This is a genomic window from Agrobacterium sp. RC10-4-1, from assembly GCF_014138475.1.
GTDB classification, from domain to species: Bacteria; Pseudomonadota; Alphaproteobacteria; order Rhizobiales; family Rhizobiaceae; genus Agrobacterium; species Agrobacterium pusense.
The window spans coordinates 238,910-265,806 of the sequence record NZ_JACJIT010000006.1; the positions used below are offsets into that span (position 1 = coordinate 238,910).

The 26,897-nt window shown below is 60.1% G+C and carries 20 protein-coding genes; 12 read left to right on the plus strand and 8 right to left on the minus strand.

The features are described 5' to 3' along the window. The first annotated feature begins 3 nt into the window (after positions 1-3). Positions 4-507, plus strand: coding sequence for a DUF995 domain-containing protein (locus tag FHW77_RS18170; protein WP_004438628.1), 504 nt, complete (start codon positions 4-6; stop codon positions 505-507). A gap of 13 nt (positions 508-520) precedes the next feature. After that, on the plus strand, positions 521-1,483 hold the full coding sequence (locus FHW77_RS18175) for a glycoside hydrolase family 26 protein (RefSeq protein ID WP_004438632.1): 963 nt from the start codon (positions 521-523) through the stop codon (positions 1,481-1,483). 53 nt (positions 1,484-1,536) lie between these two features. Here FHW77_RS18175 and FHW77_RS18180 read toward each other — a convergent pair whose 3' ends face one another. Continuing rightward, complete coding sequence (locus tag FHW77_RS18180) at positions 1,537-2,718, minus strand: AGE family epimerase/isomerase (RefSeq protein ID WP_502709247.1); 1,182 nt, start codon at positions 2,716-2,718, stop codon at positions 1,537-1,539. A gap of 337 nt (positions 2,719-3,055) precedes the next feature. Here FHW77_RS18180 and bcsN point away from each other — a divergent pair, with 337 nt between their 5' ends. The 5 genes from bcsN to FHW77_RS18205 all read left to right on the plus strand — a co-directional run bounded on the left by bcsN (position 3,056) and on the right by FHW77_RS18205 (position 12,158). Continuing rightward, a complete protein-coding gene (gene bcsN, locus FHW77_RS18185; protein WP_182590623.1) occupies positions 3,056-4,045 on the plus strand; it encodes a cellulose biosynthesis protein BcsN in 990 nt (329 codons plus the stop codon). Between the two features lie 67 nt (positions 4,046-4,112). Continuing rightward, positions 4,113-6,302 (plus strand): UDP-forming cellulose synthase catalytic subunit, encoded by a 2,190-nt coding sequence (bcsA, locus tag FHW77_RS18190; protein ID WP_004438642.1) that lies wholly within the window; start codon positions 4,113-4,115, stop codon positions 6,300-6,302. Next, positions 6,299-8,788, plus strand: coding sequence for a cellulose biosynthesis cyclic di-GMP-binding regulatory protein BcsB (locus FHW77_RS18195; RefSeq protein WP_182590624.1), 2,490 nt, complete (start codon positions 6,299-6,301; stop codon positions 8,786-8,788). Before bcsA ends, FHW77_RS18195 begins: the two co-directional genes overlap by 4 nt. Next, positions 8,785-9,840 carry a family 8 glycosyl hydrolase gene (locus FHW77_RS18200; protein WP_004438650.1) on the plus strand — a complete coding sequence of 352 codons (1,056 nt, stop codon included), beginning with the start codon at positions 8,785-8,787 and terminating at the stop codon, positions 9,838-9,840. Before FHW77_RS18195 ends, FHW77_RS18200 begins: the two co-directional genes overlap by 4 nt. Continuing rightward, a complete protein-coding gene (locus FHW77_RS18205; RefSeq protein WP_182590625.1) occupies positions 9,831-12,158 on the plus strand; it encodes a tetratricopeptide repeat protein in 2,328 nt (775 codons plus the stop codon). The genes FHW77_RS18200 and FHW77_RS18205 overlap by 10 nt, the downstream gene beginning before the upstream one ends. A gap of 28 nt (positions 12,159-12,186) precedes the next feature. Here FHW77_RS18205 and FHW77_RS18210 read toward each other — a convergent pair whose 3' ends face one another. Together FHW77_RS18210 and FHW77_RS18215 are read right to left on the minus strand one after the other, a co-directional pair. After that, a complete protein-coding gene (locus tag FHW77_RS18210; RefSeq protein WP_182590626.1) occupies positions 12,187-13,341 on the minus strand; it encodes an amidohydrolase in 1,155 nt (384 codons plus the stop codon). 57 nt (positions 13,342-13,398) lie between these two features. After that, a complete protein-coding gene (locus tag FHW77_RS18215; protein WP_182590627.1) occupies positions 13,399-15,045 on the minus strand; it encodes a GNAT family N-acetyltransferase in 1,647 nt (548 codons plus the stop codon). 231 nt (positions 15,046-15,276) lie between these two features. Here FHW77_RS18215 and FHW77_RS18220 point away from each other — a divergent pair, with 231 nt between their 5' ends. Beyond that, positions 15,277-16,011: an SDR family NAD(P)-dependent oxidoreductase gene (locus FHW77_RS18220; RefSeq protein ID WP_182590628.1), complete on the plus strand. Its 735-nt coding sequence runs from the start codon at positions 15,277-15,279 to the stop codon at positions 16,009-16,011. Between the two features lie 36 nt (positions 16,012-16,047). Beyond that, positions 16,048-17,400 (plus strand): aspartate aminotransferase family protein, encoded by a 1,353-nt coding sequence (locus tag FHW77_RS18225; protein ID WP_064263054.1) that lies wholly within the window; start codon positions 16,048-16,050, stop codon positions 17,398-17,400. A gap of 39 nt (positions 17,401-17,439) precedes the next feature. On the opposite strand, the gene FHW77_RS18230 is transcribed toward FHW77_RS18225, so the two are convergent. Both FHW77_RS18230 and FHW77_RS18235 read right to left on the minus strand, forming a co-directional pair. After that, positions 17,440-17,877: an EamA family transporter gene (locus FHW77_RS18230; RefSeq protein ID WP_004438669.1), complete on the minus strand. Its 438-nt coding sequence runs from the start codon at positions 17,875-17,877 to the stop codon at positions 17,440-17,442. 183 nt (positions 17,878-18,060) lie between these two features. Beyond that, on the minus strand, positions 18,061-19,407 hold the full coding sequence (locus FHW77_RS18235; RefSeq protein WP_004438672.1) for a dicarboxylate/amino acid:cation symporter: 1,347 nt from the start codon (positions 19,405-19,407) through the stop codon (positions 18,061-18,063). 236 nt (positions 19,408-19,643) lie between these two features. Here FHW77_RS18235 and FHW77_RS18240 point away from each other — a divergent pair, with 236 nt between their 5' ends. Continuing rightward, positions 19,644-21,485: a sensor histidine kinase gene (locus FHW77_RS18240; protein ID WP_182590629.1), complete on the plus strand. Its 1,842-nt coding sequence runs from the start codon at positions 19,644-19,646 to the stop codon at positions 21,483-21,485. Position 21,486: 1 nt separating this feature from the next. Beyond that, positions 21,487-22,851, plus strand: a complete 1,365-nt coding sequence (locus FHW77_RS18245) for a sigma-54-dependent transcriptional regulator (protein ID WP_182590630.1) — start codon at positions 21,487-21,489, stop codon at positions 22,849-22,851. A gap of 126 nt (positions 22,852-22,977) precedes the next feature. Here the strand turns inward: FHW77_RS18245 and FHW77_RS18250 are convergent, their stop codons facing one another. After that, positions 22,978-23,481 carry a BA14K family protein gene (locus FHW77_RS18250; RefSeq protein ID WP_004438678.1) on the minus strand — a complete coding sequence of 168 codons (504 nt, stop codon included), beginning with the start codon at positions 23,479-23,481 and terminating at the stop codon, positions 22,978-22,980. A 179-nt stretch (positions 23,482-23,660) separates the two neighbouring features. On the opposite strand from FHW77_RS18250, the gene FHW77_RS18255 reads away from it, so the two are divergent. Continuing rightward, on the plus strand, positions 23,661-24,371 hold the full coding sequence (locus FHW77_RS18255; RefSeq protein WP_182590631.1) for a GntR family transcriptional regulator: 711 nt from the start codon (positions 23,661-23,663) through the stop codon (positions 24,369-24,371). Between the two features lie 66 nt (positions 24,372-24,437). On the opposite strand, the gene FHW77_RS18260 is transcribed toward FHW77_RS18255, so the two are convergent. Beyond that, positions 24,438-25,730 carry a D-amino acid dehydrogenase gene (locus FHW77_RS18260; RefSeq protein ID WP_286086114.1) on the minus strand — a complete coding sequence of 431 codons (1,293 nt, stop codon included), beginning with the start codon at positions 25,728-25,730 and terminating at the stop codon, positions 24,438-24,440. Beyond that, entirely contained in the window at positions 25,702-26,868 is a 1,167-nt protein-coding gene (gene alr, locus FHW77_RS18265) for an alanine racemase (RefSeq protein ID WP_182590633.1), read from the minus strand. The genes FHW77_RS18260 and alr overlap by 29 nt, the downstream gene beginning before the upstream one ends. Between the last annotated feature and the right edge of the window lie 29 nt (positions 26,869-26,897).

Sequence of the window (26,897 nt, forward strand, 5' to 3'; positions counted from 1 at the left end):
GTGATGAAAACAACAATAAGCACATGCGGATTCTCCGCTTTCGTACTCTGTCTTGCGGTGGTCGCGCCAAGCGTCGTCCATGCTGCAGGCGGCACGAAGACGCCGAAGCCGCTCAGAACCAGCGAGGTCGTGGAGATGTATTTCGACAAGACCTGGAAATGGGATACGGGCGGCGGGCGCTTCATCGCCGACGGCCGTAAATTCATCGCTGCAACGGAAGAAAAGGGCAAGAAGTCCATCGGTGAAGGCCGCTGGACCGTCGATGCCAATGGCACATTGTGCATGCGCGCCACCTGGAAAGCCGAGGCGGGAAGCGGCAAGGCCGATACCTGCTTCGACCATGGCCGCATCGGCAACGTGCTCTACCAGCGCAAACAGGGCGGGCAATGGTACGTGTTCCGGCACAATCCGCCCCGCCCTGGCGATGAATTCCTCAAGCTCGTCCGCAAGGACGATGTCACGCCCCAGATCGCCGCCTACGATAAGGCGATGACGGCAACAAGGTAAGGAGTAAGGTGTCATGCAGATAACAAGACGAACACTTCTGTTCGCGAGTGGTGCCGCCGCAGCCTTTACCGCCGGAATGTATCCGGTGCTCAAGCTCGACGCGCAAGGGGTCGCCCCCATGACCTCGACGGGCATGAAGACACTTGCCGACAAAAGACCGACATTGCATGCGGACGGAATACGTTTCGGCGCATATGATCCGCACGGCGATTTCACCGGCCAGTCCGGGGTGGCGACGGAACACCTGTTCTTGCCCTGGGAAGACGTGGATCTCGATAGTCTCGCACTTGCGGATGCCTATGCCCTGGAGCGCAAGCGCAATGTGATGATCACGGTCGAACCCTGGTCGTGGGACGTCAACTGGCGCCTCTCTTCAGACGAGTTGCGCCGCAAGGTTCTGAGTGGCGATTACGATAAAAACATGCAGGCGATCGCCGCACGCATGTCGGCCATGAAGAGCCCGCTGATCCTGCGCTGGGGACAGGAAATGGAAGACACGACCGGCCGCTTCTCGTGGTCGGGCTGGAACCCGCGTGATTACATCACCGCCTACAAGCGCGTGGTGGATATGACGCGCAAGGCGGTTCCAGGCGTAAAAGTGATGTGGTCACCGAAAGGTCTGGATGGTTTGCGGGCCTATTATCCCGGTGACAATTACGCCGATCTGGTCGGTCTGTCGGTGTTCGGCCTCGAGGATTACGACAAGATCGAATATGGCGCGCCGAAGACGTTCACGGATCTGCTGCGCAAGGGCTACGGACTCGTCGAGACCTTCGACAAACCAGTCTGGGTCGCCGAACTGGGTTATGAAGGCAGCGATTCCTATGTTCGTCCGTGGATGAACGACGTGACGCTGAAACAGGCGGATTTTCCGAAGTTGGAAGAAGTCGTCTACTTCAATGACAAGGATGTTCATGCCTGGCCGCACAATCTCGGCAGACCTGACTGGCGCGTGGTGCGTCCGGCCAAGGTTTGACCGGTATCAAAACCGGCGAGCGGCGATGCCGCTCGCCCGGTACGTGACGTTCCTCACCCTGCTGCCAGCACCGCCTCGGCCTCATAGATGGCGCAGACGATGTGGTAAAACGTGCTTGCCGGCGCCGGTTCGTCGAGCATGGGCCGATCCGCCGGCCATTTGTCGAACCACAGGCCCTTGACCGGCGTGTCAAGGAAAGGCTGCAGCGCGCCGATGGCGCTCAGACCAGAGGCAAGGTAACGCTGCCGCTCCTCGCCATCAGTCACACTGGCAAGCCGCACCGCCGCCTTCAGCCATTCCGTCTGTGGCCATAGTCGCGCAAGCCCGTCACGCAGCGAAAAATCGTCGTAAAGGCTCATCACCGCCACCTTGCGGCGCGGGCAGATACCGTGGTCTTCGCCGATCTCGAACAGGCGTTTTGCCTTGCTGATCGCTTCTTCGTCTCCACGCAGGCTGCCCCAGCGCACCAGAAGCCAGGCCCATTCGAACTGGTGGCCCGGCTCCATGATCCGGCCCTTCTCCCCCTCGTATGGCGTCCAGTCATGGGCGAAGAATTCGCGCAGGCCGCCATTGCCGTCATCGATGAAGCGGGAAAGTGCGAGGCTGGCAATCTCGTCCGCCAGCGCAGACCACGGGCCGTCACGATCCTGCTCTTCCCAGGCCAGCATCGCTTCGAAAAGATGCATATGCGGATTGGAGCAAAGCGGTGTGCGCGGCGGGTTCGCCTCCTCGAAGCCGGCGATGGGGTGTCTGTAGTCGCGCTCGAGAATGGCAAGGATTTCGAGCGCGCGGCTGCACATCTCATTCCTTCGCTCGGGAAGGATAGCAGCTGTCTGTGCTGCGGCGAAAAGCGCAAAAGCCTGGTTGTAGAGATCGAAGGAGGGGTCGATCAGTTTTCCGGTCTGGTCGGCCAGATTGCCGTAAAGACCGTTTTCAAGGCGATAGACCTTCTCGAACCAGGACAGCCCGTGCAACACTGCGTCTTTCCAGGGTCCGTGCCAGCCATGCTGGCCGGCGGCGGCATAACAATAAGCCTGGCGCGGCTGGACGCGGGCGCGGCGGTCATCGGAAAAAACCGGTTTCGCATCCTGACCGAGACGCTCGTAAAAGCCGCCATCCGGCCGGGCTGACCCCGCCTCCCACCACAATGGAAGGGCATCCTCGTCAAGCCATTTGCGTAATGTTCCGATCTCCTCGGCAAGTGTCTGCGCGATACTCGGAAATTGCATGGTCATGCGGTAACTCTCTGTTTTTGCAGTTGAATAAATTGAGATCAATAAAAATACGCAACTATGGAGGCAAATAGACCATGTGGCATATTGCGCTGCAACCGCAAAAATTATCGATCTGACGCAAAGCCAACCCGCAGCGGCGTGATTGGTTCCACCTTTTTGCCCTTCGCCAATGGGAGCGAAAAAGCGATTCGCACGCCATAAACTATCAGAAATTACAACGGAAATTTGCGATTGCTTATTCGCAGTCCTCACGTATTTCGTAACAATGGTCTGGTCATTGGTGATTCGGTTTCCTTTTAATCTGGGCGGCGTCGGGGAAAAAAAGGGGCGAAGGGCAGTGAAATTTTCTGCCTATACTTCATTGCTGTTTTCCATTGCGGTTCTTTCTGGCTGCAATACTCCCGCGGGCATTCGGTCGTTCGGCGGGACGCAGCTTCTGTCCCCTTCCGAAGCGCTGATTTTTCCGCCGCCTGGCGGTCCCGAAATCGTTACCGTCGTCAGCCGTACTTATTCCAATGCCGTGGCGCAGCAGGTCATATTGCGTTCCGAGGCCGCTACGCCGGGACAGAATTATCTCAAGGCGGAGTTCTTCGGTCCGCAGCAGGCGGGCGATACAGATCTCGATTCCCTGGCGTTCACCGGTTTCAGGGCTTCCTCCCTCGCACGGGAAATCCGTGCGGAATTTCCCGGTGAAACTATCGCCATGTCGGCAAATTACTTGCAGAACAGTTACGGCGCGTTTTCCTATGCCGCTGGCAAGGGACGTGGTGAGGATACCTGCCTTTATGGTTGGCAGGATATACGTTCCCCCGAAAGCATGCGGCAGGATTTCCGCAATCTGGGGCGCATCAAGGTGCGGCTACGCCTCTGTCAATCCGGCGCAAGCATCGAGCGGCTTCTGGCGGTGATGTATAATTATACCATCACCGGGACTTATGCCTCGCCAAGCTGGAACCCCTATGGCACGCCGCAGGCGGTGGACAAAAATCTCGGCCGTCCCGGCAATCCGGTCTATCCGATAAAGTCGGAAGAGGTGCCGATGCGACCCGGCGGCGAGGTCACCGCCAGCGTGCCGGTCCGGCCGGTTCGTCGTGCGGCGGCCACTGCCCCGGTTCAGCCGGAACAACAGCCGCTGCCGCCCGTTGCAGCAGTTAACATTCCTTCGCCGGTATCGGCGGGTGCGTCGGGTCAGCCTGCGGTGACGGCCCCGCGCACCGCCGGCGGTGGGGCAGTCACAGGCCAACAGCAATCATCGCGCGTACCGCAGGTGTCCATTCCCTCGCCATCGTGCCTTTCCGGTTCGGGGGCGGGCCAGGGATGCAGATGATGGCGGGGACGAGAGCGGAGATGCCGGGCCGAAATTCCGGATGGGGACGAGAACGGAAAGTTTCTGGATGAACAAGGCCATCACAATCATTGTCTGGTTGCTTGTGTCGCTTTGCGTTCTGGCCATCATCACGATGCCGGTCAGCTTGCAGACCCACCTGGTCGCAACGGCAATCTCGCTTATTCTCCTCGCAACGATCAAGGGCTTCAACGGGCAGGGGGTCTGGCGGCTGGTGGCCCTCGGTTTCGGTACGGCCATCGTGCTTCGTTACGTCTACTGGCGCACGACAAGCACGTTGCCGCCCGTCAATCAGCTTGAGAACTTCATTCCCGGTTTTCTGCTCTATCTGGCGGAAATGTATAGCGTGGTGATGCTGGCGCTCAGCCTTGTCATCGTGTCCATGCCGCTGCCGTCGCGCAAGACCAGGCCCGGCTCGCCCACATACCGTCCGACAGTGGATGTCTTCGTGCCCAGTTACAACGAGGATGCGGAGCTTCTGGCCAATACGCTGGCGGCGGCCAAAAACATGGATTATCCGGCAGACCGCTTCACGGTCTGGCTGCTGGACGATGGCGGCTCGGTGCAGAAGCGCAATGCCGCCAATATTGTCGAAGCGCAGGCCGCGCAGCGCCGCCATGAAGAGCTGAAGAAGCTCTGCGAAGACCTCGACGTGCGTTATCTGACGCGCGAGCGCAATGTCCACGCCAAGGCCGGAAATCTCAATAACGGCCTTGCCCATTCGACTGGCGAACTCGTCACGGTCTTCGACGCCGACCACGCGCCCGCGCGCGACTTCCTGTTGGAAACCGTTGGTTATTTCGAAGAAGACCCGCGGCTGTTCCTGGTGCAGACGCCGCATTTCTTCGTCAATCCCGATCCGATCGAGCGCAATCTGCGAACCTTCGAGACGATGCCGAGCGAAAATGAGATGTTTTACGGCATCATCCAGCGCGGTCTCGACAAGTGGAACGGCGCCTTCTTCTGCGGTTCCGCCGCCGTGCTGCGGCGCGAGGCCCTGCAGGATACCGAAGGTTTCAGCGGTGTCAGCATCACGGAAGATTGTGAAACGGCGCTCGCACTGCATTCCCGCGGCTGGAACAGCATCTATGTGGACAAGCCCCTGATTGCCGGGCTGCAGCCGGCCACTTTCGCAAGCTTCATCGGTCAGCGCAGCCGCTGGGCACAGGGCATGATGCAGATCCTGATTTTCCGTCAGCCCCTGTTCAAGCGTGGCCTCACATTCACACAGCGCCTCTGCTACATGTCCTCGACGCTGTTCTGGCTATTTCCGTTTCCGCGCACGATCTTCCTATTTGCGCCGTTATTCTATCTTTTCTTCGACCTGCAGATATTTGTGGCCTCGGGCGGCGAGTTTCTGGCCTATACGGCGGCCTACATGCTCGTGAACCTCATGATGCAGAACTATCTCTACGGCAGTTTCCGCTGGCCGTGGATATCGGAACTCTACGAATATGTGCAGACGGTTCACCTCCTGCCCGCCGTCGTTTCGGTGATCTTCAATCCGGGCAAGCCAACCTTCAAGGTCACGGCGAAGGATGAATCCATCGCTGAGGCGCGACTCTCGGAAATCAGCCGGCCGTTCTTCGTGATTTTCGGATTGCTGGTGGTGGCGATGATCTTTGCCGTCTGGCGTATCTACAGCGAGCCCTACAAGGCGGATGTCACGCTCGTGGTCGGCGGCTGGAACCTCCTGAACCTCATCTTCGCCGGTTGCGCGCTGGGGGTCGTTTCTGAACGCGGCGACAAGTCCGCCTCGCGGCGCATCACCGTGAAGCGGCGCTGCGAGGTCAAGCTTGAGGGCAGCGACACCTGGGTGCCGGCCTCCATCGACAATGTTTCCGTCCACGGTCTGCTCATCAATCTATTTGATAACGCAACCACGGTCGAAAAAGGCGAGACTGCGATCGTCAGGGTCAAACCCCACAGCGAGGGCGTGCCGGAAACGATGCCTCTCAATATTGTTCGGACGGTGAGAGGTGAAGGGTTCATTTCGATCGGCTGCACCTTCTCCCCACAACGGGCCGTCGATCACCGCCTTATCGCCGACCTGATTTTTGCCAATTCCGAGCAATGGAGCGAGTTTCAGCGTGTGCGACGCAGGAACCCCGGCCTCATTCGCGGTACGGCGACCTTCCTGGCAATATCGCTCTTCCAGACGCAGCGTGGTCTCTTTTATCTGGCGCGCGCGCTGCGGCCGGGTTCCAAGGCCGTCAAACCTGCTGGAGCCGTAAAATGACCGGCCGCGGACCTATCGGGCAGTCGCTGACAGTGATGATCTGGGGGGCAGTCGCGACGAGCGCCATTGCGCAGTCATCCCCCTTCGACATGTCGCCGGAAAGGCCGGCCCAGGCCGCGCCGAAGCCCGCGGAGCCGCCCGCCATTTCTCCGGTGGAACCGCGTCGCGAGCCGGAGGTCCCGACGCCGGCGCAGCCACCTGTTCCGCCACCCTCCGCGGCTCAGCCTGCGCCTTCCCCAGACGTGACGGCCCAACCGCCGCCGGTTCCCCCGGTGACCGTGCCCGCGCGCCGGGAAAGCATCTCACCCGGTTCCATGCGCGCCTCGTCTTCTTCAGCGGATGGCCGCCGCCGCTATATCCTTCCCTATGAAAAGCTCAGCCTTTCGGGCGAGATGGACCGGCGGCAATGGAGTATCTATCTGACGCCAGAGCAGGTGAATGCAGCCGTATCGTTGAATGTCGGTTATCAGAACGCGATCGTTGTTGCCCCGGAAAGCTCGAACTTTCAGGTCAGCGTGAACAATGTCGGGCTTGCGGCAGCGCGTATCGAGGCGCCGGACAGCCAGGGGAATATTTCCCTTAAAATTCCGCCCGGTGTCCTTCAGGTCGGCGCGAATGTCGTGTCGCTCGGGGTGCAGCAGCGCCACAGAACAGATTGCACGATCCAGTCCACTTACGATCTGTGGACCGATGTCGATCCGGCAAATACCTTCATAGGCTTTAACGCCGATGTTGCGGGCAGTTTCGCCAACATCGACGACATCCAGGCGACCGGACCTGATGGCAAGGCGACGACGTCGATCGAAATCGTGGCACCGGCGCTCGGCAATCCGGCATTTGCGGATTCTCTCCTGCGTCTTTCGCAGGCGCTGGCGCTCAGAACCCAGATGCCGAACCAGACGGTCCGTTTTGTGACGGCCCCTCCCGTCGAACGGAAAGCGGGAACGCTTTCGGTCCTCGTCGGCACCGCTCGGGAAATCGCCGGCATGGCCGGAACTTTGCCACCTGAAGCATCAGCGGGCGCTTTCGCAGGCTTCGGCAGCGCCGTCGCGGGCGGAGCGTCGCCGCTTCTCGTCACCGGTCCGACCCCCCAGGCGGTGCAAGCGGCGATAGAGACGCTGTTTTCCTCGATCTCGCGAACACCGGGCGCTCAGCGAGCCACTTTTTCGACGCGCAGCTGGCACGCACCCGATGTGCCACTGATCATGTCGGACCGTCGGATTGAGCTTTCGGAACTCGGTATCGAAAGCAGCGAGTTCAGCGGCCGGCGTTTCCGCAATGAATTTTACATCGGCATGCCCGCCGATTTTTATGCGTCGGCCTATGGCGAAGCGTCGCTTCTCCTGGATGCAGCCTATTCTTCGCAGGTGTTGCCCGGCAGCCATGTCGACATCTATGTCAATGACCAGATCGCCTCCACCGTGCCTATCTCCAATAATGGCGGGGGTATTTTCAGACATCTGCCGATCAACGTGACAATGCGGCACTTCAAGCCCGGTCCGAACAAGGTGACTATCGAAGCGGTGTTGATGACGGCGCAGGATCAGGCCTGCGCACCGGGTGCGCCAGCGAGCGCAACGCCCCGTTTTGCATTGTTCGACACATCGGAAATTCATATTCCGGATTATGCGCAGATTGGTCGCAAACCCGATCTCGCTGCTATGGCTGGCGCCGGGCAGCCCTACCGCACTGGAACTACTCCCGTCGCCCTGTCTCTTGATCGTTTTGACACGGACACGATGTCGGCGGCGGCCACGCTCATCAGCCGGCTGGCGAGCGTGGCGGGGCATCCAATCGACATCGAGACCGTCGCGTCGCCACTGGTGATCGGCGACCGGGACGCGTTGTTCGTTGGTACGATCTCACAATTTCCGCAGGCTTTGATCAGCCAGTTCAACCTCGTTCCCTCCAGCCAGATCTCCTGGAAAGTGGGAGCCGGTGTTCAGCAGCCTGCGCAAAACAGTGAAAACCTCTTTAATGACTGGCGTGAACGGGTCGACGGCGGCATCTGGGAAGGACAGGTTTCGTCCTTTGAGGAATGGATGAAGCGCAACTTCGACCTGAGTTCGGATACATTGCGCTTCCTGCCTGCAGCCGAGCAGCCCTATGCGCCGCCTGCCAATGTTTCCTTCATGCTGGCCCAGGGCCTCAGCCCTTCAGGTGAAGGGGTTTGGACGCTTGCAACCGCGCCAAGTTCGGGAGAGCTTTTGGAGGGCATGGCGGCGATGACGCGTGAAAACCGGTGGGGTGGCGTCACGGGGCGTGTCGCCGCTTACGACGCGGGTGCTGAAAAAATCGAGACCGTCGAAGTGGAACGGCCATATCTTTATAGCACGCGGCCATTTTCCTTCTCGAACTTCAGGCTGATTGCGGCAAACTGGCTGTCTTCTAACGTTCTCTCCTATTCATTGGCCTTCATCGGTTTCGTGTCGCTCCTCGGTCTCGCGACGTTTGCCATGCTGCGCATGATGGGGCGACATCGATGAAGAGCGGAATTTCGAAACTGGCCGGTGTTGTCGTCCTTTCCATCATGACGTTGCTGACAGCCGTTTCAGCGGGCCGCACCGCGTCGATCCCGCCGGAGGCATGGTCGGCCTATAAGAGTGCGTTTCTCGATCCCGGTGGCCGCATTATCGATACGGGCAACGGCAATATCAGTCACAGCGAGGGTCAGGGTTATGGCATGTGGCTTGCGGTATTGTCCGACAGCCTCGCCGATTTCGAGCTGATCTGGAGTTTCACACGCACCGAACTGCTGGTGCGGGATGACGGACTGTCCGCCTGGAAATGGGATCCGCGCACACGTCCGCATGTGACCGATATCAACAACGCTACGGATGGCGATATCCTGATCGCCTATGCGCTGGCGCTGGCTGCCGGGCAATGGAATCGGCAGGATTACGCCGAGGCATCCACAGCCATGGCATCCGCCATCCTCAAAAAAACCGTGGTTCAGCGCGCTGGGCGTACATTGCTCCTGCCGGCTGCAACCGGTTTTGGCGAGGGAGACCGAGATGACGGTCCGGTGGTTAATCCGTCGTATCTGATATTCGAGGCCTTCCCGGTTCTCAATCTCGTCGCGCCGTCGCCGCTCTGGAAAGCGGTAGCCGATGACGGGGTGACGCAGATTGGTGCCTTTGCCTTTGGCGAGAGGAAACTACCGGCCGACTGGGTATCGGTGCGGACGCGAGCCCAGCCAGCATCGGGTTTCCCGCCGGAGTTCGGTTACAATGCGGTGCGCATTCCGCTTTATCTCTCTCGGGCGAATATGGGCTCGCCCGAGCTGCTCAACCGGCTGAAGAACGGCATGACGCTGGAAAGCGGTGCGGCCGGCACTTTCGATCTGAAGAGCGGAGCGGTCAAGGATGTGCTGTCGGATCCAGGCTATCGCATCATTCCGGCACTTGCGGCCTGTGTCGCAGGCGGGGCCGCCGTTCCGGAAGAACTGAAGAGCTTTCAGCCAACACTTTATTATCCTTCCACATTGCATCTTCTGGCATTGTCGTTTCTGGCAAGGAATAACGGGGAATGCCGATGAACAAGCCTCTATCGACTTCGGCCCTCATCCTGCTTCTAGTCGCGCTTGCAGCCTTCCACTGGCGTGACAGCATTCTCGGTCGCGTGTCGGACGTCCACACCTCCGCGGTGGGGGACAATCGCGCCGCGCAGCGGATATCTCCTGCGGCAAATCCGGCGCAAATCAACGCTTTTGTCAAGAATCGCGAGATGGCGCAGTTAGCGCAGTCCTCGACCCCACCGGTAACCGTGCCGGCAACCGAGCCGCGACCGTTGCCACAGACCGGCGCCCAGACAATGCAAACACAGACGGCGCAGGCGCCTGCCGCGCGCGTGGCGGAGCCGGCGTCGGGTGATATGCCGGAAGTCGATCTCAGTGCATTGCGCTATTTCGCCGCGAGAGGCGATACGCAACGCCTTCAGGCCGAAATCGCGCGACTTCGCACGCTTTATCCAAACTGGACGCCACCGGCTGATCCGCTTGCTGTTCCGGAAAATGGCGATGCAAAGCTCGATGCCATGTGGCAGCTTTATACCGACGGCCGTTATGCCGAGGTCAGGAAAGCGATTGCCGACCGCCAGCAGACAGAGCCTGGCTGGCAGCCGCCGGACAACCTGACCGGCATGCTGTCTCTCGCCGAGGCGCGTCAGCGCCTCATCAACGCGTCTGACCTCAAGCAATATGCGACGGTGGTGGATACGGCCGCCAATAATTCCGGTCTGCTGACCTGCAGCGAGGTCGACGTTCTGTGGCGGGTTGCCGATGCCTTTGCCAATACGGACAGGATGGCACGGGCGCGCGACGCCTATCTCTACATTCTCAACAATTGCACTGTCGCAAGTGACAGGCTCGCCACCGTGCAAAAGGCATCCGCGCTGCTGCCGGCGGAAATGATGGGTGAGCTTCTGGCCAAGGAAAAGCCCGGCGCCGATGGACAGCTGGAATTCGAGCCGGTCAAGAACGATCTCGCGCGCCAGTTCGTGGCGAAGGCAGGAGAGAAAGAGGGGATCACCGTCCCTTCTGCCTATCTGATGCGGCTTGAACGGCTTGCCGAAACGGAAAAGCTCGCAAGCGACGCGCTGCTGCTCGGCTGGTATAATATTCGCCAAAAAAATATGGCGGAGGCCGAAAAGTGGTTCCGCAAGGCGCGAGAGGAAGAGGACAGCGCGTCGGCCTCGCAAGGGCTGGCGCTGGCGCTGATCGACCGCAACGAGCCGCGTGAAGCCGAGGACGTCATGTACAAATGGCGCGCGACATCCGACGATGCGCTTGCAACCTATCTTGCCGCAACCGCCAATCTTCTCGCGCTGGAGCCGCCCGTGGTGCTGCCGCCGGATGTACTGCAGCGCATTGCAGCGGAAACCGTTGCGCGCAAGGACGCGGCGACGGCACAACAGTTCGGCTGGTATTCGCTTGCGTTCCGTCAGAGCCAGCTCGCCTTGCAATGGTTCAGCACTGCGCTTGGCTGGAAAGCGGATGATGAGCCGTCTGCCTATGGCGTGGCACTGAGCTATCACGACCTGCGCAACCTCGCTGGCCTGCGGGGCATTCAGCAGCAATGGGCGGGTCGCTCGCAGCGTATTGCCGATGTGGGTACTGCACGCATGGTGGATCAATCCGGCCAGCCGGCCGTGGCGGTAACCGCGCCGCCTCTCGCCATCGCCCCGCAGCAGACAGCGCCCGTGCCTCAGGCGGCGCAGGGAGGGACGGTGACCTATGTTCAACCCGTCGTCCAGGCGCCTGAACCGTCACGCAAGCAGGCGAGACTGTCTTCGCCAGCGCAGAGAGCAAACAACACGGCTTCGCGTCCACGCTCTTGTGCCGCCTATCCTGATCCGCAGCGATTGCCGCCGCAGCAGGCGCTCGATCTCGGCTGGTGCCTGATGGAGACGAATAGACCGGCCGAGGCGCTGAAAGCTTTTGAAGCCGCCATTGCCGGCGGCCAGTCGAGCGTCAAAAGCGATGCGGCCTATGGTCAGAGCCTCGCCTATCTGCGCATGGGGCTGACGGATCATGCTGCGGTCTCGGCGACGAAATCGCGCATGGATCGTCCGCGAGCCACGGAGCTGCAGGTTTCGATCCTTGCCGATCGCGCGGTTTCCGCCTTCCAGTCGAAACGTTATGCCGAAACGCTTCTGCTCCTCGATCAGCGGGCTCGGCTGGCTGACGAGCGTGCTGATCTGATGGTGCTGCGCGGTTACTCCTATCTCGCCATGCGCCGTTATGGGGAAGCCGCCCAGATATTCGAAAGCCTCGCCTTCATCGGCAATCGCGATGGCATCAGGGGGCTCGCGGCAGTGCGCGCCGCCCGGCCGAGCAACGGTCCACAAGGCGGTTGACAGCGGCCGGCGTGCAGCCGGCCACGGCTTATTTCCCGCCAGTGAGATTACGAATGAGGCGCATGAAGATGCGCGCACCGATACCGATCAGTGCGTCCGGAAAGTCGTAATCGGGGTTGTGCAGATTGGGATAGTCCCGGCCTGCGCCGAGAAAGAACATCGCCGACGACGAGACGCCACGGAAACGGCCGAAATCCTCGGAAGCGCGCATGGGCAGACCTTCGGAACCGTGGGAGATTTTCTCGTCGTCCAGCGCCTGCCGGATATGATCGACGGCGTCCGGGGCGTTTTCGCAATGCAGGAAAATATCGTCATAGGTGATATTGAGCGCCAGCCGCTCTTCGTCTGCCACCCTTTTTGCGAGCGTCTCCGCGGCGTTGCACAGATTTTCCATCCGGTCGTCGGTCAGCGTTCTGAGTGTCGCCCAGATTTCCGCGTCAGCCGGGGAAATGCCGAAGGCCGCTTCCCCCATGATCGCGTGGGTGATCGTCACCATCGAAAAATCCGGTGCCGGCGGAAAACCGGAACCGAGATCGCTCAGGGAGGGCATCAGCCTGGCAATCGCCCGCATGGGGGAAATGCCGTGTTCCGGTGAGGAAGCATGTGCCGTCTTGCCCGCTAACGTGATTTTGATGCCGCGCGATGCGCAATTGACCGGCCCTTCCACCACGCTGACATGTCCGAAGGGCAGGCCGGGGAGGTTGTGAAGTGAAAATGAATAGTCCGGTTTTATCTCCGCAAAGCGGGGATCGGCAATAACGGCGGCTGCGCCCGCACCGGTTTCTTCCGCCGGCTGAAAGAGAAGAATGACCCGTCCTGTCTCCGGCCGCTGGCGGGCAAGGCCAAGCGCCAGTGCCGTCAGAATGGTGGAGTGGCCGTCGTGACCGCACAGATGGCCTTTTCCATCGACGCTCGAACGATATTCAACTTCACCCTTTTCGTGGATAGGCAGCGCGTCGATTTCCGAGCGGATCAGAACCGAGGGGCCGCTTCTTCCGCTGTCATAGACAGCCGCCACGCCATGGCCGCCGAGGCCGGCAAGAAGCCGCTCAGGTGGTGCCTGCTCAAGAAAGGCACGGACGCGGCGGGCGGTTTCTTTCTCCTCTCCGGAAATTTCCGGATGGCGATGCAAATCGTGGCGAAGCTCGATGAGATCGAGCATGTCCTTATTTGTCAGAAACATCAAAATTCCCTGCAGGTCGGTCGGCTTTTTGCTGCCGCAACTTACAGATCATTGTCTTCAATGCAAAACCTTTGGCGGGTGCCAGCGCTTGCCCGCCGTTTTCGGTTTGACGGTGAGCGGGATGACATCGGCAGGGAGTGGGATCTTTGTTTTCGTCAGCTCCAGCCGCGCAAGCGCGGCCCGCGCCTTCTCCGCATATTCGAGATGTTGGGCCTCGTCCGAATGATAATGCTGCAATCTTTCAAGGATTTCGGCGCCTTCCATCTTTCTTTCGGCGGCGATGAGAGCAACGGCGCATTTGTAGAGCGCTTCGCGGTGGAACGGCGCGCGATTGGTGACCTGGCGGAAGGCCTCGGATGCCTCGTGATAATGCTGTTGCGCCAGCCGTGCCTCACCGATGCGGAGCCAAAGCAGAACCGGGTCCTGGCCGCTTGCGAGAAGCGCCAGGAAGGCGATTTCCGCCTCCCGGAACTCGCCCCGATCAAGAGACAGGTTGGCCAGCCCGAATTGGGCGCCGGAATGACCGGGCGCTGCGGCAAGCACCTGGCTGAAGGCGATGCTTGCGGCAGCCTTCCTGCCCGCCTTGTAAAATTTGAGACCCTGTTCGTAGACAAATCGGATACTGCGCGGGTGAAGCGTGCCGCCGAGATTATCACCCGAGCGGGTGCGAAACAGCGTGCAGCTCAGCTTCTGCTCTTCCGGCCCGAAAAAATATTTATAGGGCTCGTTGCCACGGAGGAAGTCGTAGGTCCTGAAACCCTGCTCGATTGCCCTCCGGATGCAATGCCCGTGCAGCACGAGGCCGGGGGAAGGCGTCTTCCAGTTCTCGTCGCGGCCGGTGATGTAGAACATTACAGATTTTTTCCGGCGATCGATGATGTTGGCGAGTGCGCCAAGCGGCTGGTCGCCGAACCACAGCACAGGTACCTCTAGATCACCGCGAATATAGACATCCATCAGCATCTGGCGGGTCGCGCCGATCAGGAGCTCGGTGCGTTCCTTGCCCTTATGCGGCGCCCAGCGGATACGCCAGAAATCGAAGAGGATGTCCATGTCCCGCTTGATGGTGTCTTTCGTCGCGAAGCTGATGCGATATTCGTCCCCGCCCTCGACCTTTCTCATGAAACGCCTGAGCTTTTGCCGGGTCTGGCTGCTCATGTGGCTTTCAAGATACCCCTCAAACGTGTCCGGCAGGGTCACGACCGGGCAGATGCAATTGTTGATGTTGTAGGGGTTGGTCGGCATATTGTCGCGGAACATGACGAGCGGGCCCTGAAGCGCCCTGATCATAGCATCGCGCCGTTCCGGCGGGCCTGAAAGATAATCGAGTTTCAGCTCGGTCCAGTTCTGTTGTCTTATATAGGCGCAGAAACCGGCGACGGCGTGATCTTCATAGTCCGGCAGGGTGATGAAACCAGTATAATCCGCGGCAGCATTGCCGGCCATGACGATGCTGTCGTGAAAGCGGCCGGTTTTCTTGTCCGGTTCGGTGACGATGCGCAGCGGAAAAAACGCCACATAGGGCGAGCCTTCCGAACGTTCCCTCAGAGCCAGAACGAACCAGCGCCTGCGGCGCGGCATGTAATCGCGCAGCCAGCCCCAGGAGAGAAAATGCCGGGCATGGGGATCGGCCATGAACACCGATTCCCAGTTTTCCCGAACCGCCTCGAAGCCGGCGTCGGTGTCAATGATGTCGATGCGCATGTGTCCCCCTCCCAATACAGATCACACATTCGGGAGGTTTCATTTTATGGGCAAATGATCCGCTTCAAATATTACCTTCGGGTGAAACCCCCGCATCAAATGGGATTAGCCCGCGAGCGGCCTTGCTTCGCCCACCGCGACAAAAAAGCCCTTGTCACCCGGCCGAAGCGCTCTAACATGCGTGTTGAATGCGAGGCCGGCTCAACGATCCGCATGGCACAGGAGTTCTCTATGGCTGTTCCTTACATGCTTCTGACCGGTGCCAGCCGGGGAATTGGGCATGCCACCGTCAAGCTGTTTCAGGAAAAGGGCTGGAGGATCCTGACCGTTTCGCGGCAACCCTTTTCCGAGGAATGCCGCTGGCCCTCCGCCCGTGAGAGCCATATACAGGCCGATCTGGAAGACCTGTCGCGCGTAGAAGACCTGGCAGATGAGGTGCGTTCACGCCTGCCGGAAGGAAAGCTTGCGGCACTTGTCAACAATGCCGGAATTTCGCCTAAGGGCGAAGGCGGAAGCCGCCTTGGCGTGATGGATACGACGGCGGATATCTGGACGCGGGTGCTCAATGTCAATCTCGTCTCGACAGCGCTGCTCGCCCGCGCGCTCCTGCCGGAGCTGGAGGCGGCGAAGGGCTCGATCGTCAATGTTACCTCCATCGTCGGTTCGCGAGTTCACCCCTTCGCCGGTGTTGCTTATGCCACGTCGAAGGCGGCGCTCGCCGCACTGACGCGCGAACTGGCGCATGAATTCGGTCCGCGGGGCGTTCGCGCCAACGCGATTGCGCCGGGGGAAATCAATACTGCCATTCTGTCTCCGGGTACGGCCGAGCTGGTGGATGCCCAGGTTCCGCTCGGGCGGCTCGGCACCACGGAGGAGGTGGCGCAGACAATCCTTTTTCTCTGCTCGGAACAGTCCAGCTACATCAACGGCGCGGAAATCCACATCAATGGCGGACAGCACGTCTGACGCCTCAGTCAATCAACCGAAACGGAGCCATTATCGATGACCATCCTGCCGAATTCCGTCGAGGCACGCGATATCGCCTATCAGATGCATCCCAATGTCAATCTGCGCAAATTCGAAAAGACCGGTGGCCTGGTAATTGAAAGCGGCGAGGGCATCTATGTCACCGACAGCAGTGGCAAGCGATACATCGAGGCAATGGCGGGACTGTGGTCGGTGGCGCTCGGTTTTGGTGAACAGCGGCTGGTGGAAGCCGCGACAAAGCAGATGCATAAGCTGCCCTATTACCACACCTTTTCCTACAAGACGCATAGCCCGTCCGTCGATCTCGCCGAACTGCTGATCGAGCTTTCGCCGGTGCCGATGTCGAAAGTTCATTTCACCTCCTCCGGCTCGGAAGCCAACGATCTGGTCGCCAAGATGGTCTGGTATCGTTCGAATGCGCTGGGCAAGAAGGAAAAGAAAAAGATCATAGGCCGCATCAAGGGTTATCATGGCGTGACCATTGCGTCGGCCTCGATCACCGGCTTGCCGCGCAACCATGAGAGTTTCGATCTGCCGCTGGACCGCATGCTGCATACGGCCTGCCCCTCCTATGTGCATTTCGGGAAGGAGGGCGAAAGTGAGGCGGATTTCACCGCGCGTATCCTCGGGGAGTTGGAGGATCTGATCCTCCGCGAAGGTCCCGAAACCATCGCCGCCTTCTGGGGGGAGCCGGTAATGGGCGCCGGTGGCGTTCTCCTGCCACCGGAGGGCTATTGGGAAGGCGTCCAGGCGATCCTGAAGAAATACGACATCCTGCTTGTGGTGGACGAGGTCATCTGCGGTTTTGGCCGCACGGGCAAGATGTTCGCCTGCGAGACCTACGGTATCAAGCCGGACGTGCTTGTGGTCTCAAAGCAGATTTCGTCGTCCTACATGCCGCTTTCGGCGATCATCATGAATGATAATTTCTACCAGCCTATCGCCGATGAGTCCGACCGTATCGGATCGTTCGGCCATGGCTACACCGCCTCCGGCCACCCGGTCGCAACGGCTGTAGGGCTGGAAAACCTGAAGATCATTCAGGAACGCGATCTGGTCGGCAATGTCGCGCGGCTCGAAGGCCGGTTCCTCGATCATCTGAAGGCACTTGCGGATCACCCGCTCATTCATTCCTCGCGCGGTATCGGCCTCATCGGCGCGCTGGAGGTGAAGCCATGGGAAGGCATGAAGCCGGGCGATACGACGTTTGCCCTTGCCGCCGCGATTGAGGAGGAGGGTGTCATAACCCGGCCAATCGGTGAATCCATCTGTTTCTGCCCGCCGCTGATTATTACCGCGGAGCAACTGGATGAGCTGTTTGCTGGCGTGAGGCGGGGTCTCGACAAGGTTGCGGCCGCCCGAGGCTGAAAATTTTGGCAATTGTGCCGGCCGGTTGATCCGGCCGACCTATCCCCGGTAGGCCACAAGCACCGCACCGCAGGCGATCAGCACGACGCCGAGCCAGTTAGGCAGCGAAAGCCTTTCGCCCAAAAACAGCACTGCAAAGACGGCGACAAAGACGACACTGAGCTTGTCGATGGGCGCGACACGGGCGGCGTCGCCAATTTTCAGCGCCCGGAAATAGCATATCCAGGATGCGCCGGTTGCCAGACCGGAGAGTACGAGAAAGGCCCAGGTTTTCCCCGAGATGGTGGAAGGCTGCTGCCAGTTGCCGGTGATATAAACCATCAGGCCTGCGGCAGCGAGAATAACGATGGTTCGGATGAAAGTGGCGAAATCGGAATTGACGTTTTCGATGCCGATCTTGGCGAAAATGGCAGTCAGAGCCGCGAATGCCGCCGATAACAGGGCCCAGAACTGCCACGCCAGGAAAATGTTTCTCATATGGGCCACTCCATTCATCGCAACGGTTCTTGTTTGATCTGGCCTACAGCATCGCCCGTCCGATAAAAACTGTTTTCCGAGACCTGCTTGAACGACAAAGGCCGACACATCGAGATGACGCGCCGGCCTTCATGCGAGGCCTGTCCGGACGAGGCCGGGCAGGCAGGACCTTGGGAGGTCGTATTACTCTGCCGGCTGCACCGAGGCCGGAAGCTGATCCACATCGGCGATGCCGGTGAATTCTTCCTTGCCGCTGAGCACGCGGGCAAGCTGGTCCTGGTCCAGTTCGCCTTCCCAGCGGGCGACGACGATGGTGGCGACCGCATTGCCGACGAAGTTGGTGAGCGCGCGGCATTCCGACATGAAGCGGTCGATGCCGAGGATCAGCGCCATGCCTGCGACCGGAACCGAAGGCACGACGGAGAGCGTGGCCGCGAGCGTGATGAAGCCCGCACCGGTGATGCCGGCGGCACCCTTGGAGGACAGCATGGCGACGAGCAGCAGCAGAATCTGTTCGCCGAAGGAGAGGTGAATGCCGGTCGCCTGCGCGATGAAGAGGGCTGCCAGCGTCATGTAGATGTTGGTGCCGTCAAGGTTGAAGGAGTAACCGGTCGGAATGACGAGGCCAACGACGGAGCGTTTGCAGCCGGCCTTTTCCATCTTGCTCATCAGGCCCGGCAGGGCAGCCTCGGAAGACGAGGTACCGAGAACCAGCAGCAGTTCTTCCTTGATGTAGCGGATCAGCGCGACGATGGAGAAGCCGTTGTAGCGGCAGACGGCGCCGAGGACCACGAACACGAACAGGAAGGACGTGACATAGAAGGTGCCGATCAGCATCGCAAGATTTGTGACGGACGAGATGCCGTATTTGCCGATGGTGAAGGCCATGGCGCCGAAAGCACCAATCGGGGCGGCCTTCATCAGAATCGCGACCAGCTTGAAAATCGGATACATCAGGGCGTGCATGAAATCGGTGACCGGCTTGCCCTTTTCGCCGACGACGCCGAGCGCGATACCGAAGAGCACCGAGAAGAACAGCACCTGCAGGATATCGCCGCTGGCGAATGCGCCGACGATGGTCGTCGGTATGATGTTCATCAGGAAGCCGGTGATGGTCTGCTCATGGGCCTTGTCGGCATAGGTCGCGACGGCCTTTGCATCGAGCGTTGCCGGATCGATGTTCATGCCCGCGCCGGGCTGTACGGTGTTGGCGACGATGAGGCCGACGATAAGCGCAAGGGTGGAGAATACGAGGAAGTAGATCATGGCCTTGCCAGCCACGCGGCCAACCTTCTTCATGTCGTTCATGCCGGCAATGCCGGTTGCGACAGTGAGGAAGATGACGGGCGCGATGATCATCTTGACGAGGCGGATGAAGCCGTCGCCGAGCGGCTTCAGTTCTTCACCGAAGGCCGGATAGAAATGGCCGAGTGCGATACCGGCTATGATGGCCACCAGAACCTGAAAATACAGATGCTTGTAGAATGGCAATTTGGCGTGGCCCGCGGCCACGGCTGTCGTATCGATCATGTTTTTTCCTCCTCGGCCTCACCCTGCCTTGATTGGCCTCCCGGGATCGCCGTGTCGTTGACGGCTTCGCGCCGATTGCGGACTCATGTGCAATACGCATGCCAGACTTGATTATTTGCCGTAACTGACTGATTCAAAAAGTTCTTTTTTGGAGGGTTAAAAGGCGCGACAGTTAACTGTGCGGAATTCCGGACAAAAACTCTTGCGGTCTGTGTGTAAATCCGCACAATTGGCCCATGAACCAGATAGAGAATTCACTCCATTCCCAGGCGAAGCGACGGGCGCAATGGCTGGCGCTCGCGGGGCTTTGGCTGCTTATCGGGTTTGGCATGCTGCTTGTCGCCGATGAATTTGCCCGCCATCAGGCCCTGCGTGCGGCGGGTTCCGAGGCCTCAACCGATGCCGAACTGAAGATCGCCCTTTTGAATGTTGCACTGGAGCGACCGCGGGCCATTCCGCTGGTTCTTTCCGGCGATCCCGATCTTGCCGTCGCTCTCGATGGCGGCGGCTCTTCGGCTCTTGATCGGCTCAATCGAAAGCTTGAAGGGCTTATCGAAGGAACCCAGTCCTCTGTTATTTACGTGACCGGGCCGACCGGCCTGACCATCGCGTCGAGCAACTGGCGGCAGGCGGACAGCTTTGTGGGTTCCAACTATGCCTTCCGCGAGTATTTTCAGGCGGCGATGAAGACTGGCATGTCCGAACATTATGCGCTCGGCAATGTCAGTCGCCGGCCAGGTCTCTATATCTCCCGCCGGATCGATGCGGCTGATGGCCGGCCGCTTGGCGTCGTGATTGCCAAGGTCGAGTTCAACCGGCTGGAAGCGGACTGGAATATCGGAGGCAAGCCGGTCTATGTCGTCGACAGAAACGGTGTCGTGCTGATGACGAGCGTGCCGGAGTGGCGCTTCAAGACAGTCGCGGCCATCGACGAGGCGCGACGAAACACCATTTCCGAAAGCCTGCAATTCGGCAATGAGGCGCTGGCGACGCTGCCTTTCCGAACGGCTCGATCACTGGGCGACGGTGTTCCGCTCATCCACGTCGACGAGCCGGGGCGCGAACGCGGCGATTATCTTCGCTTGGAAATGCCGGTGCCGACGACATCCTGGACCCTGCATTATCTTCAGCCCGTCGCACCCGCTCTGAATGCCGCCATCCGCGAGGGCAGGGCGGTCGCGCTGGCGACGCTCATGCCGCTGATTGCGCTTTCAGCGCTGTGGCTGTGGCGCAGGCACAAGGCTCTGACGGAAAAGGAAGAAGAACAAAGGGCCCGCGCAGAGCTTGAACTGAAGGTACAGGAGAGAACCCGCGATCTGACGAAGACGCGCGATCATCTTCAGGCGGAAATCGCCCTGCACGAAAAGACCACCGGGGAGTTGCGCAATGTCCAGCATGAGCTGGTGCAGGCCAACCGCCTTTCCATTCTTGGGCAGGTGGCGGCTGGCGTGGCGCATGAGATAAACCAGCCTGTGGCGACAATCCGCGCCTTTGCCGATAATGCGCGCACTCTGCTGAAGCGTGAACGTCTGGCTGAAGCCAGTGAAAATCTTGAGGACATTGCCGCCCTTACCGAGCGTATCGGCACGATTACCAGCGATCTGAAGATACTCGCGCGCAAGGGCCGAACCGGCGCTGAACCTGTCAGTGTTCGAACCGTCGTCGAAGGCGCGGTGATGCTGCTGCGCAGCCGTTTTTCCGGTCAGATGGACGCGCTCGATATTGTCTTGCCCGGTCAGGATCTGAAAGTGCTCGGCAGCCGCATCCGGCTGGAGCAAATCCTCATCAATCTTCTGCAAAACGCGCTGGAAGCGACTGAAGCGATTGATACGGCCCGGGTGGAGGTGCGTGTTCGCGAAGAGGGCGACGCGGTTGTAATCTCGGTTGGCGACAATGGCGGGGGCATTCCGGAAGCCATCCGTGCCCAGCTTTTTTCACCCTTCAATACCTCCAAGGAGGGCGGTCTCGGCCTTGGCCTTGTCATCTCAAACGATATCGCTTCGGACTATGGCGGGCGCATTGAGGTGACGAGTGGCGAGGCAGGCACGTGTTTTTCCGTATATCTGAAGCGAGCATGACATGACGGCGGATGGTACTATATTTCTGGTCGATGACGACTCGCAGCTGCGCAAGGCGATGGTGCAGACGCTGGAGCTAGACGGGCTGCCGGTCACTTCCTTTTCCCGAGCCGAGCAGGCGCTTGCAGCTTTGAGTGAAGATTTCGACGGCGTCGTTATCACTGATGTGCGCATGCCCGGCATGACCGGGCTGGAATTTTTCGACCATGTCCGCAAGATCGATGCGGATCTGCCTGTCATCCTCATTACCGGCCATGGTGATGTACCCATGGCCGTCGATGCGCTCCACAACGGCGCCTATGACTTCATAGCCAAGCCGTTTCCCGCCGAACGGATGGTGGAAAGCGCCCGCAGAGCCCTCGAAAAGCGCCGCCTCGTGCTGGAAAATCGCGCGCTTCGCCGGGCAGCCGGGCAGGCGGAGGACGACCTGCCGCTGATCGGGCAGACACCCGCCATGGAGCGCTTGCGCATGACGCTAAGGCATATTGCCGATACGGATGTCGATGTGCTGGTGGCCGGCGAAACGGGCAGCGGCAAGGAAGTGGTGGCAACGGCCCTTCATCGCTGGAGCAAGAAGCGCGCCAAGGGCAATTTCGTTGCGCTGAATTGTGGTGCGCTACCGGAAACGGTGATCGAGAGCGAGCTTTTCGGCCATGAGCCGGGGGCATTTACCGGGGCACAGAAAAAACGTGTCGGCCGCATCGAACATTCAAGTGGTGGCACGTTGTTCCTGGACGAGATCGAAAGCATGCCGCTTGCCGTGCAGGTGAAAATGCTGCGTGTGCTGGAAATGCGCGAGGTTTCGCCGCTTGGTTCAAACGAGGAGCGACCTGTCGATATCCGCGTGGTTGCGGCGGCCAAGGTTGACCTTGGCGATCCGGCCGAACGCGGCGCGTTTCGTGAGGACCTTTATTACCGGCTGAATGTCGTCACATTGTCGATACCGCCGCTTCGTGAACGCAGGGCGGATATTCCACTCCTGTTTTCCCACTTCGTCACCAAGGCAGCCAACCGCTTCAACATGCCGGTGCCGCAGATCGGCGCCGGGGTTTCCCGTCGTCTCAACGATCATGATTGGCCTGGCAATGTCCGGGAACTCGGCCATTTTGCCGAGAGGGTAGTTCTGGGGCTTGAGACGGAATTGGCGGTCACATCTGTTCTGCAGTCAGAAATCCCGGCTTCCGGCACCTTGCCGGAGCGTATGGACGAGATCGAGGCGCGCATTATCCGCGAGACACTGGAGCAATCCAATGGCGACGTTGCGGAAACCATCGCCACGCTCGGTATCGCTCGCAAGACCTTTTACGACAAGCTGCAACGCCATGGTATCAACCGGGCGGACTATGTGAAGAACGGCGCGGCCTGAAACTGTGCAGAGGACGACTTATGGCGACAGCGTGAAGTCGTCCTGCTCCGAGCCCATTGAAAAGCTGCAGACTTTTCCATCTGCGGCCTGGCAATAATCGGCAGCAATTGCGGCAAGGGCCGTCGTTCAGCCTGCTACGCAGAAATGACGCTGACCGTCATAATCCGTGTAGGTGCCGGTGCGGGAATTGAAGCTGCGGTAACGCTGCGAGCAATAATCGTACCAGGCGTTGGTCCACGGCTCGATGGTGCGATAGGTCTGGCGCTGATTATAAACGGGGCGGCTGTCGTAAACCGGCTGCGCGCGATAGACCGGCGCAGGGCGATAAACCGGCTGCGGTGCTGGCCGGTAGTAACGATAGTCCGGCTCTTCATAGACATAGCTCGGCTCATAGGCCTGATAACGGCGCGGTGCCGGATCGATATAGACCCGTTCCTCCTCCACCGGTGCCGGGCGGGAAAGGGCGGAACCAACGGCAACACCGGCGGCAAGGCCAAGCACACCTCCCAGAAGCGCCGCGTCGCGGCGGTCGTGGCGGTCCCAGTCACCGGCGGATGCGCTGTTGAAGGGAGCGATGGTTGCGGCGGCGACGGCGATAGCCATAACGGTTTTAGCTGCAAAGGACGACATGGTGTTTTTCCATCCAGGTGGCAGGGTGCTGCCAGTTGCAAATTCGATGGTTAAGGAAATACAGCCCGCCTGCTGAACGGTCGCTGAATGAATTGTGGCAGACCGGCTGTCGCCCACAATTCCCGTTTGCCTGCGTCCCACGCTTCGCGCTAAAACTCGGGAGCAAACAGGACGCGCCCATGAGCCTTGCCCACATAACCGTATCTCCCGATTCATCACATGAGGATCGTGCCCAGGCCATTCGAGACACTTTGCGCGACGCCATTGTCGATCGCCGGCTGGCGCCGGGAACGAAATTGTCGGAATCGGAAGTGGGAACGTTGTTCGATGTCAGTCGCACGGTGGTGCGCGCGGCGCTGCAGATGCTTGCCTATGAGGGCCTCGTGAAGGCCGAGCGCAATCGGGGCGCTTTCGTTTCCAATCCGACGCCCGACGAGGCGCGGCAGGTATTTGCGTCCCGCCGGCTGATCGAGCCCGGCGTCGTTGACGCGGCAATTGAAAAAATCACGCCTGCGGCGGTAAAAAAGCTGCGGGAACATCTGTTGGAGGAGAGCAGGCATCAGCAGGAACGCGGGCCTAGCGCACGGCGGGCCGAAATCAAGGCCTCGGGTGATTTTCACCTGATGCTGGCGTCAATTGCCGGCAATGCCATCCTGGAAAAATTCATGGATGAACTAGTTGCGCGCTCATCGCTGGTCATCGCGCTCTATGGGCGCTCCGGCGTATCGAGCTGCGGTCATAACGAACATGCCGATCTTCTGCATGCGCTGGAGGCGAAGGATGCGGCAAGGGCCCGGGCGCTGATGCTGAAACATCTCAATCATATAGAGGCCGATCTTGACCTTCGTACCAAGGAAGGTCTAGCCCTTAGGGACGCTCTGGCGCTTTAGGATATCGGTGTATCGGCCCTCACACGACGTGCGAGGGCGATATCAGCGGAAACCGCGCCGTGCCGGTCATGCCGCGTAGCGGTTGATTGCCAGATCGTGGGTGTCGATCTCGGGCGTCGCACCGCTGATCATGTCCGCAAGGACGCGGGCGGAGCCACAGGACATGGTCCAGCCGAGCGTGCCGTGGCCGGTGTTGAGGTAAAGGTTGCTGTAGCGGGTAGCGCCGATGACAGGCGTACCATCCGGCGTCATCGGGCGCAGGCCACACCAGAATTTCGCCTGCGACTGATCGCCCGCGCCGCCGAACAGGTCTTCCACCGAATGGGCGAGCGTTGCCTGCCGCGCTGCGGGCAAGTCCTTGCTGAAGCCGGCGATTTCCGCCATTCCTCCAGCACGGATGCGCGAACCGAGCCGGGTGATCGCGACCTTGAACGTTTCATCCATCACCGTGGAGACGGGTGCCCGTTCCTCTTTCACAATCGGCACCGTGATGGAGTAACCCTTGACCGGGTAGACCGGCAGGGTCAGACCGAGCTGACGAAGGAACTGCGGAGAGTAGCTGCCAAGCGCGGCGACAAAAATATCCGCTTCCACAAGCCCACGGGTGGTCTCCACCGCCTTAACGCGTCCCGCCTCAACGATGGGGCGCATGATCCCCGTGTCGTACAGGAAGGTAACGCCCGCTTCTTCCGCCATGCGGGCAAGCTCGGTGGTGAACATGTAGCAGTCACCGGTCTCGTCGCCAGGCAGGCGCAGCCCGCCGACGATCTTTTCCTTCGATGGCGAGAGGCCGGGTTCCACGGCGGCGCAGCCGTCGCGGTCGAGAATTTCGAAAGGCACGCCGCCCGCCGTCAGCACGTCCACGTCCTTGCCGATGGCGTCAAACTGCTTTTGTGTGCGGAATACCTCCAGCGTGCCCTGCATGCGCTGGTCATACTGGATGCCTGTCTCTTCCCGCAGTGCCATCAGGCAGTCGCGGCTATATTCCGCGACGCGCACCATGCGGCTCTTGTTGATGGCATAACGCGCCGAGGTGCAGTTGCGCAGCATCTGGCTCATCCAGCGCCAGGCCGCCGGATCGACCGTCGGGCGAATGATCAGCGGCGCATGTTTCATGAACAGCCATTTCATGGCCTTGACCGGAATGCCCGGCGCTGCCCAGGGTGAAGAATAGCCGGGGGAAACCTCACCCGCATTGGCAAAGCTGGTCTCGAGCGCTGCAGCCGGCTGCCGGTCGATCACCGTCACCTTATGCCCGGCTTTGGCCAGATACCAGGCGGATGTCACGCCGACGACGCCGGCTCCGAGGATAGTGACGTTCATGATCGTCTCACTTGTGATTGACTGATGTTGAAGCAAAGGCCGGGGTTTCGTCCGGCTGAATATACGTACGGCGATAACGACGGCCGAGGCCGGTCAGGATTTCGTAGGCGATCGTGCCCGCATCGTCCGCGATGTCTTCAAGCGTTTGCTCGGGGCCGATCATCTGCACGAAACTGCCTTGGGTCAATGTTCCCTCGGGCAGGGCGGATATGTCCAGAATGATGCTGTCCATCGAAACGCGCCCCGCAATCGGCAGGCGCACGCCATCATACCATGCTGCGCCGCGATTGCTGAGCGAGCGCGGCAGGCCGTCTGCATAACCGGCGGCGATGGTCGCAAGACGCGTGGAGCCGGACGCTTCGAAGGAACCGCCGTAACCAACCAGCGAACCGGCGGGAACGGTGCGGGTCTGGATCACGGCGAGATCGAGTCGAACGACCGGTTTCATCGGGTTCGGGCGGTCGGCAGAGGGTGCGCCGCCGTAAAGCGCGATGCCGGGGCGCAGCAGGTGGTTGTGGTACTCACGACCCAGAAAAATACCTCCGGAGTTGGAAAAACAGACCGGGACATCAGGAAACGCAATCGTGGCCTGCCGCATCGCCGACAGCTGTGCCGCATTGCATGCATGGCCCGGTTCGTCGGCGCAGGCGAGGTGGCTCATGACGAAGGCGATGTCGATACCATCGAGCAGTTGCGGCTGGGAGGTGAGGGTTTCCAGCTCTTTGGGGGAAAGGCCGAGGCGGCACATGCCGGTATCGATCTGTACGGCGGCTGCAAGTTTCCTGCCGAGCGTCTTGGCATGGGCCGCCCATTGGGCGATCTGCTCCAGCGAATTGAGAACCGGTGTGATCGCCATGGCGGCGCAGGAGGTCTCATTGCCGGGTTGAAGGCCGTTGAGGACGAAGATCCGCGCTTGGGCGGGAAGACGCAGCCGGAGCGCCAGCGCCTCGTCAATATGAGCGACGAAGAAATGGCGACACCCCGCATCGAACAGGGTTTGCGAGACCATATCCGCACCGAGGCCATATGCATCGGCCTTGACGACCGCCGCCGTCTGGGATGCGGGCGCCATCGCCGCAAGTGCCAGATAATTGTCGCGCAATGCGCCGAGATCGATGGTCAGATGGCCGCTCGCACCACCGGCTGCCTGCTGGCGGCTGATCTGCATGTCCATGGTCGCTCACCCTCATTTTTATCTTATGA